Genomic DNA, 17527 nt, shown 5'->3' with positions numbered 1-17527 from the left:
CTACCCGACCACGAGTGGTCGAGTAGGCCGATTGAGGGGTGAAATTTCCCTCAAGAAACTAAGCGTCGTCCGTCAGGTCTGCGATGTCCGCGGCAACGTCCGCAGCGCTGTCGCGGCCGATGGCCGGAGCGTCACGGGCAATGCGCCCCAACACGCCGTTGACAAAGCGCGGCGAGTCGTCAGTACTGAGGTCGCTGACCAGCGTGACGGCCTCATCAATCGCGACCGCTGAGGCGACGTCGTCGTTGCAGAGGATTTCCCAGGTGGCGATGCGCAGCACGTTGCGGTCAACCGCGGGCATCCGGTCCATGGTCCAGTCCGGGGCAGCATCGGCAATGATCGCGTCCACCTCACGGCGACGGTCAATCACGCCCTGCACGATCTCACGTGCGTAGGCGGGCAAAGGAGTCTCACGGCCCGACTCGCGCACACGCTGATCGAGTGCCTGGTTGAACGGGGTGCCACGCTGGTCTGCCTCGAACAATACGTCGAGGGCGCGCTTGCGGGCTTTGGAGCGGGCGCTCATCGAATTCCTTCACAAGCAAGGGATCGGACAACGGTCGGAAGGGTCAAGGGCATGGGACCCATTCTAGAGCCCGTCGCTAGCCCGTCGGCGACGAATCGTTGGCAACTACTGGCTGGGGTTGTCAAGGAGGCCTTGCATCTCGAAGTCTTCGGCGAGATCCCCGGGGTACACCCACCCAACGGTCAAAGTCTGCAATGACGGCGAATAGATCTCTGCACCGTCCGCACGCGGCTCACCGGCAAGGGCACTCGCGTAGACCAGTTCCACACCTTCCGGGGGCTCTTCGATATCGACGATAATCGTGGGCCGCGACCCTGCCGCGTAGATCACTGGGTTTCGCGCTTGTCCAATTTGCTCGGCTATTCCGATCAGCTGATCAGGCGCGAGTGTAGCCACACCGAGCCGATCCGAGTCTGGCGAGCGGTCGGCGTCTCGAATGTCGATGGCACCTTGGTCGTGTGCGACCGACAGCCCGCTCCAGAACAAAGCGAGCACCAGTACCACCGCCGTCGAGAACCAGGCCACTACGATGACGGCAAGCGTCAACCCCACAGTCAGAGCCGCCAGTGTGCCCCAATCCTGCGGTTCACCCCACACAAATGCATCGATGTTGAGCCAAGGCGAGATCCCCATGACGTGCAGGTCATTCCACAAGAGATCCGTCGGTACTGCGGGGCCTGCGTACAGCCACATCGCAGCTGCCACTGCCGCTGTGGACGCCAGCACTGCCACAACGAGAACCCTTGCACGGACGCGAACCAGCGTTGCCAAGCCAATCGCGGCAAGGATCGTCCACATGTGTTCCATGTAGCGCCCGTAATACCAGTTATCCAAGCGGAAGTTCACGTACGCAGGATTGATCTGCCAGATTGATAGAAGAAGTCCGCAGGCCGTCATGAGCGCGATGAGTTGAGCAACGTGACGTCCCCGTACCCGGCTGGCAATGAGCCAAAGGCCTGCGACCACGACTGCCGGCCAGGCGAGCATTGGATACCAGAGTTGGCCAATGACCCCAGGAAGAAAGTTGCTCCAGTCCACATCCGCGCGGTCTGAAAAGACCTTGCTCACCCTGTTGTCGTCAACGAGCAGTTGCGCATTCACCCACAGGTAGAGGCCGAACGCACCTATTGACGATAGGACTGCGACAGCGCCACCCCATAGTGCCTGAACGGGCATACGCCTCAGAAGCAAGAGACACCAGACACCGAAAGCGCATGCAATAGCCACACCCCGACCATGCGCGAGGCATGCAGCCCCCACGAAGACCCCTGCCAACGCGATGTCAGCAGTCCGGCCAGAGCGAACGAAACGGATCGCCTGTGCCAGCACAAGACAGACCGCGAGCAGTAAGACAGATTCTCCGAAGAGATAGTTCGAAATCAACGCGCGGCCAGGAGCCATCATGACGACGGCGGCAATTATCATGCTCGCCGTGGGCGTCGCGCCAACCCAGCGCACCACCCGGGAAAGCGGCCAAATAGCAGCCATACAGCAGGCTACGGCGATCCAGATTCCCCAGCGATACACCGTAGTCGGGTCGTCGGTGAACCACCACACCGGTGCCATGAGAACTCCCAGACCCGGCATAAATCCTGGGCCAAAGAGTTCCCACCCTCCCGGCTCACCCGCAATGGTTCGAGAGTTACCGACCATGATGATTTCATCAAGGTCTACTACGGGAAACTGTGCATTCCACGCGCAAACCACATGAACACCTGTCGCAAGCAGGACTGCGACCACCGCAAAGACGGGTCTCGGAGTCCAACTACGGTCAGGATAGCGACCGGTCGCTATCCAAGTTGTCATACGCCCATGTAATCGGATGGCCTGACCCATGGGCTCACCGCTAGTCGTTGACGCGGCCGAGGTAGTCCCCGGATTCAGTGTTGACCTTGACCTTAGTGCCTTGTTCGAGGAAGAGAGGAACCTGGATTTCGCGCCCGGTCTCGAGCGTCGCAGGCTTGGTACCACCAGAGGAGCGGTCACCCTGCAAGCCCGGCTCGGTATAGGTCACCTCGAGGACTACCGATGCGGGTAGTTCAAGAAAGATCGGGTTGCCGTTGTGCGAGCCAATGGACGCCTTCTCGTTCTCGAGAAGGAAGTCGGTCGCATCACCCATGATCTCGGGACTGATCGTGACCTGATCGAAAGTGTTGGGGTCCATGAACACATAGCCTGAACCATCGTTGTAGAGGTATTGCATGTCGCGGCGGTCGACGACCTCGAGGGTGACCTTGGCGCCAGCGTTGAAGGTCTTATCGACGACCTTGCCGCTGAGCACGTTCTTCATCTTGGTGCGCACAAACGCACCACCCTTACCCGGCTTCACGTGCTGGAAGTCGATGACCGTCCACAGGTTGCCGTCAATATTGAGCACGGAGCCGTTCTTGATGTCGTTTGATGTCGCCATGGTGAAGTCCTATCAGTCGCGAGTGAAAGCCGCCGGTTATCCTATCGGACTGCGTCGACCTTAGGTCATTCTCGCTCCGCAAGGAGACCCAACTCATTGAGCCTGTCCTGTTCCGGCCCCGGGTAGACCCACAGCACCAACCCAACACCGTCCCTTACGGCAAGTGGCACGGCGCCATCTCGAGCAGGGACCTCCGCGTTGACCGATGAATAGAGATAGGGCGTTCCTGGCGCTTCCTCATCCAGATTCACCACATGGAGTGGTGTCGGATTCAGCGCATATGTGTAGATATTGATCGCGGCGCCAAAGTCATAATCGAAGGCGATCGGGTACTGGGGATCAAGCGTCGCAGCTACAGATGCCACGCTCTCGGACTTTGAGCCCCGCTCGTTCCACGGGTCGACTCGCACCACATCATCTGCAGCAGTCAAGACTGCGAAGTAGGAGCCCAGTGCCACAATCAAGAATGCTCGGATGCGGGCGAGCGCTACAAAGCAGATGGTCAGTCCGAGCGTCGCTAGTGACAGCAGTTCCCAGGGTTCACGTAGTGAATTCGCATAGTTGAACCGACTGAAGTAATGCGAAACCCCAGCGATGTGCACGTCGAACCATTGGCCGCCAACCGGCACGTGCGGAAGCGTGAGCACATGGAACCCAAACAGCACCGTGGCCGTGACTAGCACGATCGCACCGGAAAAGGCCCAACTACGGAGCCTCACGAGCGACGCGAGACCAATCACTGCCAATATCACTAGAAGTGGGTCGACATACCGTCCGTAAATAAACAAGTCGAGGCGAAGTGCCGTCTGCGCGGGAAAGACAAGTTGCACTGCTGCTGCGCCGTAGACAGCTGCGGCTGCCAGCAATACCAGCAGGCTCACAGGTCGGCGCCGAAGTGAGAGGCACACGATGATGAGCCCTGCGACGGCGACCGCCGGCCAGGCTGCTACCGCATACCACGCCATACCGGACGTGATCGCAACGATTTCCATGACTCCGGCGCTCACGCCGCGCAGAGTGTTGCTTGCGCGCATGTCGTTCCAGTAGAGCGCTCCGACAATCCACTGGTAGAGAGCCCATGCCGCGCCCACTGAGACACATGCGGAAAGCAGCGTGGCGGCAAGAACGTTCCACTTGCGCCAAAGCACCACGAGGCTCCACACCACAACCGCAACCACCACGGCGAGACCGCGGCCATGAGCCAGGAACGTGAAGCCTGCCGCTGCACCAAGCACTGCACCCCATGTGGGCGTCATCTTCTGCGTAAGCTGCAATGCAACCGCTATCGTCGCGGCGATGGCGAAAGTCAATAGGGACTCGGCCATGGCATAGTTACCCAAGAGCGCTCGGCCTGGCGCAAGGGACACTACTGCAGCCATGACCCACGAGGCATGAGGCGCGGCACCAAAGTGCGCAGCGATCCGTGCTAGCGGCCATATCGCTAGCACCGAGAATACCCAGACAACGGCGAGGGCGCAGTAGTAGATTACCCACGGATCTGACGTCAACCACCACGCGGGTGTCACGAAGATGGCAAGGCCCGGCATAAAGCCGGAGCCTGCCAGCAGCCAGCTTGGCTCAACTCCAGCGAGAACGTGAGCAGCACCCAACGTTCCAGTCTCATCGGGAACAATCACCGGCCCCCGAGCAGTCCAGCCAACCCATGCATGCACCGCAGCTGTGAACACGACAGTAATGACAGCGACGGCGCGGTGCGTCTCAAACCTATAGTCAGCCTGACGGCCGGCTCCCAAGCGGCGCTGCCAGCGCGACCATGTACCTCCCGAGGGCTCACGTGCCTCAGGAGTCGCGCCCACGTCCGCCCCTGTCACGGAGAATTCTCGAGCATCTGGGGGTTGCTCGAAGTCCCCCTCACGGCTGTCCCCATCAGCGAGTCCATCATCGCCATGACTTTCGCGAGTTCACGGAAGAACATAGAAGACGGGGTTTCAGTGATCGCCACGGGCTACGAGCTCGTTACGGCGTCGTATGCGCCGAGAAGCAGGGCTGGGTCGGGGCCTTCGAGCCGAACCGGATTCCCGATGCCTTGCAGCACCACAAAGCGGAGTAAATCTCCCCGGGTCTTCTTGTCGCGTCGCATCGCAGTGTGGAGGGCGTCCCAACGGTCTCCGGGATATGTGGTGGGCAAGCCCAGTGACGTCAGAATCGTGCGGTGACGCTCAACGGATGCCTCATCCAGCCGGCCGGCGAGATGCGCGAGCTCTGCAGCAAACACCATGCCCACAGAGACCGCAGCACCATGACGCCACTGGTAGCGCTCGGTGTACTCGATCGCATGACCAAACGTGTGGCCGTAGTTGAGAATCTCGCGCAGGTGTGATTCCTTGAGGTCCGCAGAAACGACCGTGGCCTTGACCTGAATCTTGCGAGCGATCAGTTCTGCAAGGACCTCCATCGCGTGATCATCCAAGGTAGGTGCACTGAGCACGGCAGCGTTTTCCTCGATCAAGTCGAGTATTCCTGTATCGGCAATGAAGCCGCCCTTGACCACTTCTGCGAGTCCGGCGGTGCGATCAAACGCCGGCAATGTCGCCAGGGACTCGAGGTCGCACCACACGCTCAGCGGCTCGTGGAAAGCGCCCACCAGGTTCTTTCCTTCAGTGGTGTTGATTCCAGTCTTGCCGCCCACTGCCGCGTCGACCATTCCCAAGACGGTGGTGGGCATTTGGATCACGCCAACGCCGCGAAGCCACGACGCAGCGACAAAGCCAGCGAGGTCAGTGACCGCTCCCCCGCCGAGTCCAATCACCACATCGGAACGGGTGAAGTCCGACTTGCCCAATACCTGCCAGCAGAATGCAGCAACCTCGGCAGTCTTCCCCTCTTCCGCATCGGGCACCTCGGCGACCACCGCATTGCGACCCGAGGCCTCGATGCGCCCGCGGAGGACATCAGCGCGCTCTCGAAGAGGCGCTGAGTGGACCACGAGCACGCGCTGCGCGGTGTCAGGAATGGACTGAACGGCTGCGTCCGTGAGGTTGTTGCCGACCGTCACGGTGTAAGGCGCGGCGCCGGTGACCTCGATGATGCGGGTCATGCGTGCTTCTCCAGCTTCTCGATCATCTCCGCCACCTGTTCGGGTGTGAGTTCATCGGTATCAATCCGGTCAGTTGCGAGGCCTTCGTAGAGCGGCCGGCGTGCCTGCATCAGCGAGAGCCATTGCTGACGAGGGTTGCCCAACAGAAGTGGCCGGGATTTGTTCAACCCAACCCGCGGTGTTGCCGCCTTCAGCGACACATCGAGAAAAACAATGCGTGAGCCACCTTCTGCAGCACCCTTCAGCACACGCTGGTTCGCCTCCCGCAGGATGGCACCGCCGCCCAGCGACAGCACACCGTCGTGAGACTCGACCGCCGCGGCCACAGCCTTCTCTTCCAGATCACGGAAGATGGCCTCGCCGTCCTCCAAAAAGATGTCCGGGATGGACTTCCCCGCCGATGCGGCGATGTCGGCGTCTGTATCCCTCCATGCCACTCCGAGCGAGCGCGCCAATGTTGTGCCCACAGTGGTCTTGCCAGACCCTGGTGGGCCCATCAGGATGATCCGCGGCGCCACCATCAGCGCAGGTGCTCGGGCACTGCGGCGACGTAGGACTCAATGTTGCGGCGGACTTCGTCCACCGAATCGCCACCGAACTTCTCGATCAACGAGTCAGCGAGAGTCAATGCCACCATCGCTTGTGCCACGACAGCCGCCGGAGCAACGGCACACACATCCGAGCGCTGGTGAATTGCCTTGGCAGGCTCTCCCGTCTCGGTGTCAATCGTGTCGAGCGCGCGCGGCACCGTGCTGATGGGCTTCATCGCTGCGGAAACGCGCAACGGCTCGCCATTGGTCATGCCACCCTCCACGCCACCTGCGCGGTTGGTGCGACGGGTCACGCCGTCCTCGGCGTACTCGATCTCGTCGTGTGCCTGCGAACCACGGCGCCCAGCGGTGCGGAAGCCATCTCCGACCTCAACACCCTTAATTGCCTGGATACCCATCAGTGCGGCAGCGAGACGCGCGTCAAGGCGACGGTCCCAGTGGACGTGACTTCCGATGCCGACGGGCAAACCGTACGCGACGACCTCGACGACTCCACCCATAGTGTCGCCCTCGTTCTGGCACACATCGATCTCCTCGACCATGCGTGCCGACGTCTCTGCGTGGAAGCAACGGATCGGGTCATCGTCGAGCTGTTGTGTGGCATCCGCTGGCGGCAAGGGAGCATCTTCAGGGACGCTGATCGGTCCCACCTGCGTGGTGTGGGACACCAGTTTGATGCCGGCTGCCTGCTCAAGGAAGGCCTCGGCAACGGTCCCGAGTGCCACGCGTGCAGCAGTCTCGCGCGCCGACGCGCGTTCGAGGATCGGCCGAGCATCATCGAAGCCGTACTTAGTCATGCCCACCAGATCCGCGTGACCAGGGCGGGGGCGCGTCAGTGCCGCCGCACGTGCGCCGGTGAGTTCGGACGGATCTACGGGGTCCGCGCTCATCACCGTCTCCCACTTGGGCCACTCCGTGTTGCCCACCATGATGGCCACGGGACCACCCTGGCTGACGCCGTGCCGCACTCCGCCGAGCAGCGTGACTTCATCTTGTTCGAACTTCATCCGTGCGCCGCGACCGTAGCCGAGGCGGCGGCGCGCAAGAGCTGCCTGAATATCGGACGACGTGAACTCGACCCCAGCGGGGAGTCCTTCGAGCGTTCCTACGAGGGCGGGACCGTGAGATTCACCTGCAGTGAGCCATCTGAGCATGGGTGTCATTGTGCCAGAGTCGGGCGCATGCGCCCCACGCCTGGCAGCTAGCACAAGGGCGGGAAGCACATGATGTGCTTCCCGCCCTTCGTGAACTCAGCGACCTTAGTTCGCGCCAGGTTGCGCAGGCGCTGCGCTGTCTAGCGCCGAGAACGGGCCCGCTCCAGTATTCGGCGCTGGTTCGAGTGGCGCCTCATCAACAATGGTTCGGTCGACGTTCGAGAGATAAAGGAATCCTGAGAGGGAGAGTTGGACATCGCCGTTGGAAGGCGGCGAAATCCCTTCTCCAACATTTGTCCCGTCATCGAGGGCGTTGAGTGTGAACTCACTGACCTGAAAAAGGGGCTGATCAGGGTTCTGCAGACTATCGAGGAAGGCGTGCGCTTCATCCGCCGTACCCACAACCTCAAGGACGATGGGAATCCCAATCAAGTTGTCGGCCAAAACGACCGTGCCCCCGGTGACAGCAACCGCTGGCGTGAACTCTTGTGGCGCAACCTCAATCGTAGGCGCCGGACCGCTCTGGAAGCGCTTTGCCAGGTCGGTTGACAGAAGCAGTGAGGATGGCACCTCCCACCCTTGCACTGGGTACGAACTGCTCTGGTTAATGGTGCCGATTTCCATCCCGGCCTCGGCAATGGTGTCTGCGAGGCGCGTACGGACGGCCACGACATCGAACCGCGAAGGGGCATTGAGCGCAATCGCTGGCTCGAGGTCGACGAACGACTCGGCATCAACGCCGGCTTGCGCAATGGCCGCTGAGTCAGTTTGGACTGTCGCGATGTTGGACCGAACCAGATCCTCGTCTGCGCTATAGGCCGCCGCAGTGTCGATCTGTGGTTTAACAGCGAGGAACCATCCCAGCAGCACCACAACGATGATGCCTAGAACGGTGAGCGCGATGATGGGCGCATACTTTGAGTTAAGCATTACTCCTCCTCAGATGCTGATGGCTCAGGAGACGGTTCGTCTTCAGGTTCGGCTTCGACCTCGACATCTGACAGCACATCGCTGGGGTCGACACCAATCGTCGACTCAGGGTCGATGAACCGGCCAGTCAGTGCGTTCTCGGTCACAGTGGCGGTGATCTCTGTTTCCCACACCACGACGCCGGATGCGGTCGCGTAGCTCTCCACTGTGCCCACGACGTCAGTGACTCCAGCGACAGCTTCAATGGCTGCGATCGCTTCTGTTGCGGCTTCGTAGGACTCAGAGTTCACGGTGGCCGCGATCGAACCCACTCCAAACGAGGTTGTCGCCGTAAGGTTTCGCTGGTCGAATCCCTCGGCGGTGGGGCCATAGAAACTCAGGGAAAGGAGGCGATCGTTGTCACCAAGAGCATTGGCGATTCCAAAGGTCAGCGCACTGAGCTTTGTCTCGCCGTAGCCGATCTGCCCGAGTGTCCAAGCGTCTTCTTCTTGACTCACGTAGTCCTCGTACACCGTCACTTGCTGGTCCCGGGTATTGATGACATCTGTTTCTTCGCTCACTGCGTCGTTGAGGCTACTCTTCGCTAGTTGTGTGGCACCAAGTGCCAATACATACACGGCTACCATGACTCCGACGGCCACGAGCACGGCGAACAGAGCAGTGACCTTAATGGTCCGCATCTTGGTCGCTTCAGCAATCTCTTTCGGGATGAGATTGACGGAAGGCAGTGCAGGAGCACCAATCTTCTTGTCCAGGTTGCTCATCACTCAACCCCCATCGCTAGGCCTACCACTGTCGCCAAGACGGCTTCTCTTCCGCGGAAACCGGACACGTCGACCTTCTTTGACTGACCCATCCCCGCAAGGGGGTCACCAATCATGACCGGCAGGCGGGTCGCGGAAGATATCGCTTGACCGAAACCATTGAGGTAGGCGCCGCCTCCGGTCAGGACGAGACGCTGCGCAGCTGCACCGGGGTTCGAGCTTGCGAAGTACACCAGAGTGTTGCGAATCGACTCGATCAGCGGACCCATGGCGTGAGAGACGGCATCGACGACTTGGCGGTGATCAACAGGCGCTTGCGGGTTCATTCCAATCTGGAACTTCAACTGTTCGGCATCGACCGAACTCCCCTTGTACGAGGTGCGAATCGCCTTTGTTGCGTCAGCGCCACCTTGTGCGAGCACACGTACCAGACGCGGAGCACCCTGTTGGGAAACCACGATGGTCGTGGTGGCTGCGCCCACATCGACGATTGCCACCGTGCCCTGGGCGAGCTCGCCCCGGCAGACAGAGCGCCAGAGCGCAAAAGCCGTGTGGTCGACTCGTGAAAGATGCACTCCAGAACCGTCAAGGGCGGTGATGACGCCTCTCACGACTTCGCGGGGCGCAGCGACCAGCATGCCCTTAAGCATCTTGCCCTGCTCACCTTCGAACTCGGCAGTTGGATAGAAGTCCATCAGCGCGTCGTCAACAGCCATGGGCAACGAATCTCGCACGTGGAATGCAAGAGACTTGCGAACCTTGTCTAGTGATTGGCTCGGTACATCGACTTCCCTGATCACCACACTCGGATGGCCAACGCTGACCGAGGCGCTCTTGGCGCTCACCTTGGCTGCCGCTACCGCCTGCTTGACCACGGCCGCAAACGCGCCCGGCTCTTCGATTTCGCCTGCGCGAATGACTCCCGCAGGCACCGGTCGTTCAGCGAACGCGGTCAGCGATGCACCATCGCGCGGATCGTTGCCGCCCTTCATCTCAACCTGAGCTACGCGAATTGCTGTCTCACCGACGTCAATCGCGACGTGTTTTGTCGCCACCTTGAGTCCCCTCCGTGCTGCTGTCTAGTCATCTATCGGCACGTCATCCGCGCCGCTGAAATTCGGTTACAAACCCACGCTGTCTAGGTACCACTCTGCGATCTGCGGACCTACGACAATTCCCGTCCATGCTCCTGCAAACATCCATGGCCCAAAGGGAATGGCAACCTTCCTGCTTCGCCTTGTGATGGCCATCACTGTGAGACCCACAACTGCGCCCCACACAAAGGCGCTGAATCCGCCAACCGTCAGCTCGGCCCAGCCGAACCACCCCAAACAAGCACCAATAACCGGGGACATCTTGACATCGCCGAACCCCATTCCCTTGGGATACACAAACCAGACTACGAAGTAGAACAGGCCGAGGATCGCAGCACCAGCTACGGATCCCAGCAACGCGGCCCAGTCTCCCGTCACCACCGTCGCCAGCAATAGGTAGACGGCGACATTCACGGCAAAAGGGCCTACAACCCGATCTGGCAGGCGTTGCGTATCGAAATCGATGGCACTCAACACCACCGTGAAGAACACGAGAACGAGGCACAGGCCCATTTCCCACGAAAGACCGAACCCCCACGCGACGACCGCAAAAAGTACACCCATCAACGCTTCAATAGACGGGTACCGGGCGCTGATGGGAAGCCCACAGTCAAAGCACTTGCCCTTGAGTACCAACCACCCCACCACGGGGATGTTGTGCCGTGCTCGAATCGGATGGCTACAGCGCGGGCAAGCACTCGGCGGACTCACCACAGACTCCCCTGCCGGGATCCGCGAGATCACGACGTTGGCAAAGCTACCTAGTGCCAAACCAAGCGCCGCGATCAGGACAATGAGGGGCAACACCAGTCACTCTCAGCCTTGACGGATGTACTGCACCGTGTAGTCGCCAAACTGGATGTCGCTACTTTGTTCACCAACGCGACGGAAGGTGAGCTCGAGCCCGTTCGCCATCTGGTTAGAACAGGAGTAGAGCTGTCCACCCAGCTCAAAATTGCTTCGACCCACCACGAGCTTCTCTGTTGTATAGAACAGTGCTGCGGTCTTGTCGTCCTGGACCCAGTTGCCTGAGGAAAAACGGATCAGCGTGTCGAGGGTCCCCTCCTGCGATGGAGGAACGCAGCCGGTGAAGCTGTCTTCCGCGGGAACCACAAAATAGATCGAGTGATCCTCCCCGTCGGTGGAGTTGATCGTGACGTTACCATTTTGGGTGATTTTGTCACCAAAGATCACGAGGTCAGCACCCAAATTGAAGGTGATGCCGGCGTAGTTACCCAACACCACCTCGTTGCATTCGCCTGTGGTGTCGATGCGGGTATTTGTCGTAATCGTGATCTCGGAGTGCCCGCCGCCACTTCCGCGGCTACGGCAGTTTCCACCGTTGACTTCGTTACCGGGAGAGGAGGGATCCACCCACTGCCGTGCATCCCAGGAATCCCACGGCTCACTGGTGAGCGTGAACTTCACAAACGGACTTGGGTCGGGAAGCTCTAGGTCAGGCACACGCATCTCGACCCGCGAACCCGTCCCGCCGGGGCATTGGAAACCTGACCATCCGGTGTAACCAGACCAGTCGGAGTTATTGGCGTAGCCCGGGTATGAACAGTAAGCGTGGATGAGTCCGCCGGTCTTGATGGTCCCGGCGGTGTTGATCATCTGCCCGGCATTCTGATACTGGAAGCTTCCGTAACTCATGGAGGAGTTAGGCACCAGAGAGTCTAGGATCACCGTGTCGCCCAACACCGTCGGCGTGTGATAGGGCGCGACCGGGTAGACGAGATCCTCCCCGACATAGAGGTCTCCATCAATGATGCAGTCCGAATTTGTCCATGTGACCGAACCTGTCGCAACGACGGATCCCTGAATGTGCATTCCCGACGCGCAGGTCATGTTGCCCTCGGTGTAGATGTCGCCGTCGACGGTCGGCGCCAATACAACCGTGTCCGAGTTGAAGTAGACGCGAGTATCCCCACGAATCGCTTCCTCAAACAACGGCGGAGTCTCCGGACGCGACCATTCAGCTACAACCTCGGTGTCATCGCCGCGGTCATAGCCGCCGGAACCCGGCTTCTGCGCAAAACCCGTCGACAAGACTCGGAAGGATTCCGTGTCCTCAACGGCTAAGGGGCAGTCATCAATCCAGGGACCAGTCTCAGTTTCCCGGTACTGGACTTTAGCTTCGTACGCCGGTATCTGATCTTTGCGGTCCACCTCCGGTGCACACACACCGTTCGACAGCTCTGCGTAGATGGCATCGACACCAGCGTCTGCAGCGGCCTGCGACTCTACCGAGGCGCGAGTCTGCGTCGTGAAGTAGGCACCGAAAACCGTCGACGAGACGATGATCGTGATGACCACAGCCATGATCAGGATCATGCCAAGGACCATCACCATGGCCTGACCGCGATCACTGCGGTCATTCTCACGAAGCTTTAGAAGCATGGCGCTCCCCCGTCCTCGTCCTGTGGACGTAGGTTGACTTGTGTATCCACCTTGGTCCCAAGGCCGCCACCGACCGGGACACTCTCGAACTCAACTCTCACAGCGCCTTCACTCGTTAGAGAAAATGGTGCCGTAGCGTCAATGTTCTTTGCGTACCGCGACCAGCTATCGGTATCTGAACCCACGGCCCCTGACGAGGCTGTACGGCGAAGGGTCTGGGTGGCGTCGTCGTAATACCAGCCCTTGCACTCGTAGCTCCCGCTGTCATAGCTACCGACCCACGTACGGGTGAGCAGGAGGTTCCCGCTATCGCGGACATCCACCGCGGCTGCGTAGCGCACATCCGCTTGGATAGCGTTCGCGGCGTTCTGAACGTCTCCTGAAGACGACGTTGTCTGAGTGATCCGCGACTGAGAACGGAATCCATTCACCAGGAGCATCACGACCATCGTGCCCACGATGGAAAACAGCAGAATGTAGACGAGAAGTTCAACAAGCGTGAAACCACTCTCATCTCGTGGACTGCGCAGCCGGTCCACTAGCGAGTTACTCATTGGAGCCCCGGGACAGCGATCACTGTGGCCACGTCGGCCACATCTGCGACTTCAGTGTCGACGGAGGTGACAGCAACCGTGTAGGTGACAGCCGTGACCGCTGAGTCAACGCACCATCCCGGGTCACTCACGGCATCTGTACCATCACTGGTCACTGCTGACTGGGTCATGGAGTACCGAGCCCCTCGAGAATCTGTGAGATCGCTGGGAATGGGTTGAGCCAGAAACGCGACAAAATCCGCACAAGTGCCAGCGGCGCTCCGTGCATCCTCGACACGACCCTGCGCCACTTGGGCAGCCGACGCAACCGTGGTGGAGTCGGCTGACAGCTTAAGCGCCGCGATGATCGGCGGCACCAGCGCTACGGCCAAGATCCCAAAGAGCAGGATCGCCACGAGAGCCTCGACAATGCCGAAACCCTCGTCACGAGCCTGTTGCAGGCGCTTGATCATATTGCTCCCCTGAAATGAATGGTGCGTGTGGGGCCCAGTCCTGTGACCGGGCCCCACACGTTTACAGCAAGTGCGGACTATGCGCAGGCAGCCGAAGCGAGGTTGCCGTCCTGGTCGATGCTCCAGGTACCCTTGTCGCCACCTGCAGCCGTTGCATCAATGCAGAAAGCGTCGTTCGAGATGGTGACGTTTGCGTCAAGAGTCACACCGGGCGAGGTGGAAACGCCGGACAGCGAAATGGTGGTCGCGGTTGGGGTCTCTACGAGCTGCGAAGCAACCTCGATCTGTGCGTTCTTGAGGTCCGACTGAGCAGCGGAGTCCTTAGCCTTGGCCTGCTGGTTCAGGTACAGCGGGATGGCAATAGCTGCCAGGATGCCGATGATGATGATGACAACCAGGAGCTCAACGAGCGTGAAGCCCTTCTCGGTTCCTTCAGCCTTTTCCTGCAGGCGCTTCTGAATACGAGCGATCATTTCGCTCTCCTTTTCATTTTCAGTGTTGTGTGAAATAAGGAATCTCAGCTATCCGAGATTCCCCTCACGCGTGCTGCGTCGTGAATGCGGCGCGCGCGAAGTCTTTAGTGGTCCACGTCGGTATCAACCAATCAGCTCGAAGACCTGGAAAATAGGCATATACAGCGCGATGACCATACCGCCAATGAGCCCGCCGAGGACAGCGATCATCAAGGGCTCAATCAGCGAAGTCAACTGCTCTGTCGTCGACTCGACTTCTTGATCGTAGAAATCGGCAATCTTGTCGAGCATTTCGTCAAGAGCGCCGGTGTCCTCACCCACTGCGATCATCTGCACGACCATGGGTGGGAATACCGCGTGTTGCGAGAGCGGTTTGGCAAGAGACTCACCCTTGCGAACGGACTTCGCAATGTCCCGACTCGCGTCCTCAATAACTACCGAGCCTGATGCCTGGCCGACAATGTCCAACGCCTGAAGAATCGGCACACCTGAGCGGACCATCGAGCCGAAGTTGCGCGTGAACCGAGAGATCGCGATCTTCTGCACGAGCGAGCCAAAGATGGGCATACGGATCATGGCCGGCTGGTATTTGCGGCGCACAGACTCCTTGTGCTTGTTCTTGCCCCACCAGACGAAGAAGGCAACCAAGGCGATGACAACCGGCACCGCAAAGATCTTCAGGATTCCTGAGAGCCAGACAAGGACCTGAGTCGGCAGTGGGAGTTCCCCGCCGAGGCTGGCAAACATGTCAGCGAACACAGGCACTATGAACAAAAGCATGGCTGCAGTTGCGAGGATAGCGATGCAGAACACTACGACTGGGTAGGTCATCGCCGACTTGATCTTGCCCCGGAGCTTCACATCGTTCTCGAAGTTCTCCGCGATAGAGACCAGCACCTCGTCTAGGAATCCTCCTACCTCACCGGCCTTCACCATGTTGATCATGATGGGCGGGAAGACGTTCGGGTGACGAGAGAGACCCTTGGAGAACGACGAGCCCGTCTGGACATCGTTGCGCACTTCACCAACGACCTTCTGAAGTTCCTTGTTCTCAGTCTGCTCGGCAAGAATGGTGAGCGCACGGAGCAGCGAAAGGCCCGCAGAAATCATGGTCGCGAGCTGACGCGACATGATCGCGATATCCTTCAGACCGATCTTCTCGCCCAACCCAGGGATCTTAATCTCTGCGTTCAAGCCCTTGGCAGACGCATCGGACACAGACAGTGGAGTAAGACCTCGAGTGGCGAGCCTGGACGCGACTGCGTTCTGGTCGGGTGCCTCAATAGTGCCCTTGTGCTCTTTGCCTTGCGCGTCGCGTGCGACGAATTCGAACTGCTTGGTTGCCGTTGCCATCGGAATCTCCCTGCCGCGCTAGTAGCGCTGCTCCCCGGCCCGGCCACACAAGCGGCTGAACTCCTCGTAGGAATGGCACAATTCCACGGCGACGTCGAACGACACCGTGCCGGCCTTGACCAGTTCAGCAAGGTGCTGGTCCATGGACTGCATACCCTGCGCGGCACCCGATTGAAGCGACGTGTAAATCTGGTGCGTCTTGCCCTCACGAATGAGGTTACGGATACCAGGTGTGGCGACAAGAAGCTCGACGGCAACAGCGCGGCCAGGTCCATCAGCACGCGGCAAGAGCGACTGACACACCACGCCCTGGATCGCTGTCGCGAGCTGTGTGCGGATCTGCCCCTGCTGCTCGGCGGGGAACACGTCAATCACACGGTCAATGGTCTGAGCCGCATCCTGCGTGTGCAGAGTTGCAAACACCAAGTGCCCGGTCTCCGCGGCGGTCAAAGCGACCTGGATGGTCTCCAGGTCACGCATCTCGCCGATCAGGATGATGTCCGGGTCCTGACGCAGTACGTGCTTGAGCGCCTTCTGGAACGACTGTGTGTCTGCGCCAATCTCACGCTGATTCACCAACGAACGCTTGTGGCGGTGCAAGAACTCGATCGGGTCCTCGACCGTCATAATGTGCGAACTGCGCGAGCGGTTCGCGAGGTCCACCAACGAGGCCAGCGTGGTCGACTTACCCGAGCCAGTAGGGCCGGTCACCAGCACGAGGCCTCGCGGAAGCTGGGCAAACTCCGCAACCGTGCGCGGAATTCCTAGAGATTCAAGTGGCTTGATCTCGTAAGGAATCACACGGAAAGCCGCACCGACACTCTGGCGCTGGCGGTACAGGTTCACACGGAAGCGTGCCTCCCCCACCAGGGCATAAGAGAAGTCCAGTTCCAGGTTCTCTTCGAACTGCTCGCGCTGCGACTGGGTCAAGATTTGGTAGAGAGAGCGCTGAAGGTTGTCCGGCGTGAGTTTGCTGAACCCCTCCAACGGTGCGAGCCCGCCATCGACACGAATCATCGGCGGAGCACCCGAGGTCACGTGAAGGTCGGAGGCCCCCATGCGGAGCATCCCGCGCAGTGCCTCACCGATGTCCAAGTCGCCATCATGCTGCTCCTGGCTCATTCCCACACGGCGAGCCCCAGCGATGCCACCCTGCTGTGGGTTTGACGCACCCTGCGGGGCGTCAGGGCCAGCCGAACCGCTAGCGGGAGCTGACGTCGGTGCACCCGCACTCGTCGCGGCGCCAGCGCCAGCACCCATGCCGAACGAGGTGCGCTGAGGAACCTGACCGGAGACAGGTGCAGACTGCGTCGAAGGCCGAGCCTGCTGAGGTTGCGGCTGCCCTTGCCCGAACTGGGACTGTTGGGTGGGTGCGTATTGCGTAGGAGCCTGAGCTGTTGCCTGCGGTACCTGGCCCGTTTGGGGGCGGGCGACTGGGGTGCCGGGCTGTGCCACGGGGGCTTGTGCAGGGCGTGCTTGCGGTGCCTGCGCCTGCTGAGGCGCAGGCTGGAAGCTTCCGGATTGTTGGGCACGCTGCTGCGGCTGTTGAGGGTGCAAGGGCACCCCTTGGGGAGCCACGCCACTAGGACGTGCCTCTCCTGCGTGAGTCTGCCCAGCGCGCTCGGTCTGTGCGGCGCTACGTTGAGCCTGCTCACTTTCATCAGCCGACGGCCAGAACATTCCGGCCGCAGGCGTGAATTCGTCAGCCATGCAATTCCCCTCAATGGTCACCCACCGAGAACCCCACATCGGATTCCGGCTAGCGGTGATTGTCGGTAAGTCTATGGTCAAGGTCAGATACGGTC

Annotated in this window: 17 protein-coding genes; all 17 read right to left on the bottom strand. The window is 60.2% G+C overall.

The window, feature by feature from the left end; genetic code table 11:
* Positions 1-58: 58 nt before the first annotated feature.
* Entirely contained in the window at positions 59-526 is a 468-nt protein-coding gene (gene nusB, locus AOP79_RS09790; protein ID WP_062073096.1) for a transcription antitermination factor NusB, read from the bottom strand.
* A 105-nt stretch (positions 527-631) separates the two neighbouring features.
* The gene (locus AOP79_RS09785) at positions 632-2332 is read right to left on the bottom strand and encodes a hypothetical protein (protein WP_152648094.1); all 1701 of its coding nucleotides are present in this window, start codon (positions 2330-2332) and stop codon (positions 632-634) included.
* Positions 2333-2372: 40 nt separating this feature from the next.
* The gene (gene efp, locus AOP79_RS09780) at positions 2373-2936 is read right to left on the bottom strand and encodes an elongation factor P (RefSeq protein ID WP_062073092.1); all 564 of its coding nucleotides are present in this window, start codon (positions 2934-2936) and stop codon (positions 2373-2375) included.
* 65 nt (positions 2937-3001) lie between these two features.
* Positions 3002-4768 (bottom strand): hypothetical protein, encoded by a 1767-nt coding sequence (locus tag AOP79_RS09775; protein ID WP_062073090.1) that lies wholly within the window; start codon positions 4766-4768, stop codon positions 3002-3004.
* A gap of 134 nt (positions 4769-4902) precedes the next feature.
* Positions 4903-5994 (bottom strand): 3-dehydroquinate synthase, encoded by a 1092-nt coding sequence (gene aroB / locus AOP79_RS09770; RefSeq protein ID WP_062073088.1) that lies wholly within the window; start codon positions 5992-5994, stop codon positions 4903-4905.
* On the bottom strand, positions 5991-6515 hold the full coding sequence (locus AOP79_RS09765; protein WP_062073086.1) for a shikimate kinase: 525 nt from the start codon (positions 6513-6515) through the stop codon (positions 5991-5993). The genes aroB and AOP79_RS09765 overlap by 4 nt, the downstream gene beginning before the upstream one ends.
* Complete coding sequence (aroC, locus tag AOP79_RS09760; protein ID WP_062073084.1) at positions 6515-7699, bottom strand: chorismate synthase; 1185 nt, start codon at positions 7697-7699, stop codon at positions 6515-6517. Before aroC ends, AOP79_RS09765 begins: the two co-directional genes overlap by 1 nt.
* 105 nt (positions 7700-7804) lie before the next feature.
* Positions 7805-8629 carry a hypothetical protein gene (locus AOP79_RS09755; RefSeq protein ID WP_062073082.1) on the bottom strand — a complete coding sequence of 275 codons (825 nt, stop codon included), beginning with the start codon at positions 8627-8629 and terminating at the stop codon, positions 7805-7807.
* Complete coding sequence (locus AOP79_RS09750) at positions 8629-9393, bottom strand: hypothetical protein (protein WP_062073081.1); 765 nt, start codon at positions 9391-9393, stop codon at positions 8629-8631. The genes AOP79_RS09755 and AOP79_RS09750 overlap by 1 nt, the downstream gene beginning before the upstream one ends.
* Positions 9393-10448, bottom strand: a complete 1056-nt coding sequence (gene pilM, locus AOP79_RS09745) for a type IV pilus assembly protein PilM (RefSeq protein ID WP_062073079.1) — start codon at positions 10446-10448, stop codon at positions 9393-9395. The genes AOP79_RS09750 and pilM overlap by 1 nt, the downstream gene beginning before the upstream one ends.
* A gap of 66 nt (positions 10449-10514) precedes the next feature.
* Positions 10515-11294, bottom strand: coding sequence for a prepilin peptidase (locus AOP79_RS09740; protein WP_062073077.1), 780 nt, complete (start codon positions 11292-11294; stop codon positions 10515-10517).
* Positions 11295-11303: 9 nt separating this feature from the next.
* Complete coding sequence (locus AOP79_RS09735) at positions 11304-12890, bottom strand: TadE/TadG family type IV pilus assembly protein (RefSeq protein WP_062073076.1); 1587 nt, start codon at positions 12888-12890, stop codon at positions 11304-11306.
* Positions 12881-13444 (bottom strand): PulJ/GspJ family protein, encoded by a 564-nt coding sequence (locus tag AOP79_RS09730; RefSeq protein WP_062073074.1) that lies wholly within the window; start codon positions 13442-13444, stop codon positions 12881-12883. The genes AOP79_RS09735 and AOP79_RS09730 overlap by 10 nt, the downstream gene beginning before the upstream one ends.
* The gene (locus AOP79_RS09725) at positions 13441-13896 is read right to left on the bottom strand and encodes a type IV pilus modification PilV family protein (RefSeq protein WP_062073072.1); all 456 of its coding nucleotides are present in this window, start codon (positions 13894-13896) and stop codon (positions 13441-13443) included. Before AOP79_RS09725 ends, AOP79_RS09730 begins: the two co-directional genes overlap by 4 nt.
* Positions 13897-13973: 77 nt before the next feature.
* Positions 13974-14369 carry a prepilin-type N-terminal cleavage/methylation domain-containing protein gene (locus AOP79_RS09720; RefSeq protein ID WP_062073071.1) on the bottom strand — a complete coding sequence of 132 codons (396 nt, stop codon included), beginning with the start codon at positions 14367-14369 and terminating at the stop codon, positions 13974-13976.
* A gap of 123 nt (positions 14370-14492) precedes the next feature.
* On the bottom strand, positions 14493-15722 hold the full coding sequence (locus AOP79_RS09715; RefSeq protein ID WP_062073070.1) for a type II secretion system F family protein: 1230 nt from the start codon (positions 15720-15722) through the stop codon (positions 14493-14495).
* 18 nt (positions 15723-15740) lie between these two features.
* Positions 15741-17432, bottom strand: coding sequence for a PilT/PilU family type 4a pilus ATPase (locus AOP79_RS09710; RefSeq protein ID WP_236683382.1), 1692 nt, complete (start codon positions 17430-17432; stop codon positions 15741-15743).
* Positions 17433-17527 lie beyond the last annotated feature (95 nt).

This window comes from Demequina sediminicola, from assembly GCF_000975055.1.
In the GTDB taxonomy this organism is placed as follows: Bacteria; Actinomycetota; Actinomycetes; order Actinomycetales; family Demequinaceae; genus Demequina; species Demequina sediminicola.
The sequence above is the reverse complement of the archived record's forward strand: the minus strand, read 5'-3'. Positions and strand labels throughout refer to the sequence as shown.

Coding starts and splice junctions, on each gene's coding strand:
- AOP79_RS09785 (WP_152648094.1), bottom strand. CDS start 2,332: ATGACAACTTGGATAGCGACCGGTCGCTATCCTGACCGTAGTTGGACT.
- nusB (WP_062073096.1), bottom strand. CDS start 526: ATGAGCGCCCGCTCCAAAGCCCGCAAGCGCGCCCTCGACGTATTGTTC.
- AOP79_RS09735 (WP_062073076.1), bottom strand. CDS start 12,890: ATGCTTCTAAAGCTTCGTGAGAATGACCGCAGTGATCGCGGTCAGGCC.
- aroB (WP_062073088.1), bottom strand. CDS start 5,994: ATGACCCGCATCATCGAGGTCACCGGCGCCGCGCCTTACACCGTGACG.
- AOP79_RS09750 (WP_062073081.1), bottom strand. CDS start 9,393: ATGAGCAACCTGGACAAGAAGATTGGTGCTCCTGCACTGCCTTCCGTC.
- AOP79_RS09715 (WP_062073070.1), bottom strand. CDS start 15,722: ATGGCAACGGCAACCAAGCAGTTCGAATTCGTCGCACGCGACGCGCAA.
- aroC (WP_062073084.1), bottom strand. CDS start 7,699: ATGCTCAGATGGCTCACTGCAGGTGAATCTCACGGTCCCGCCCTCGTA.
- AOP79_RS09720 (WP_062073071.1), bottom strand. CDS start 14,369: ATGATCGCTCGTATTCAGAAGCGCCTGCAGGAAAAGGCTGAAGGAACC.
- AOP79_RS09725 (WP_062073072.1), bottom strand. CDS start 13,896: ATGATCAAGCGCCTGCAACAGGCTCGTGACGAGGGTTTCGGCATTGTC.
- AOP79_RS09710 (WP_236683382.1), bottom strand. CDS start 17,432: ATGGCTGACGAATTCACGCCTGCGGCCGGAATGTTCTGGCCGTCGGCT.
- AOP79_RS09730 (WP_062073074.1), bottom strand. CDS start 13,444: ATGAGTAACTCGCTAGTGGACCGGCTGCGCAGTCCACGAGATGAGAGT.
- efp (WP_062073092.1), bottom strand. CDS start 2,936: ATGGCGACATCAAACGACATCAAGAACGGCTCCGTGCTCAATATTGAC.
- AOP79_RS09755 (WP_062073082.1), bottom strand. CDS start 8,629: ATGCTTAACTCAAAGTATGCGCCCATCATCGCGCTCACCGTTCTAGGC.
- AOP79_RS09765 (WP_062073086.1), bottom strand. CDS start 6,515: ATGGTGGCGCCGCGGATCATCCTGATGGGCCCACCAGGGTCTGGCAAG.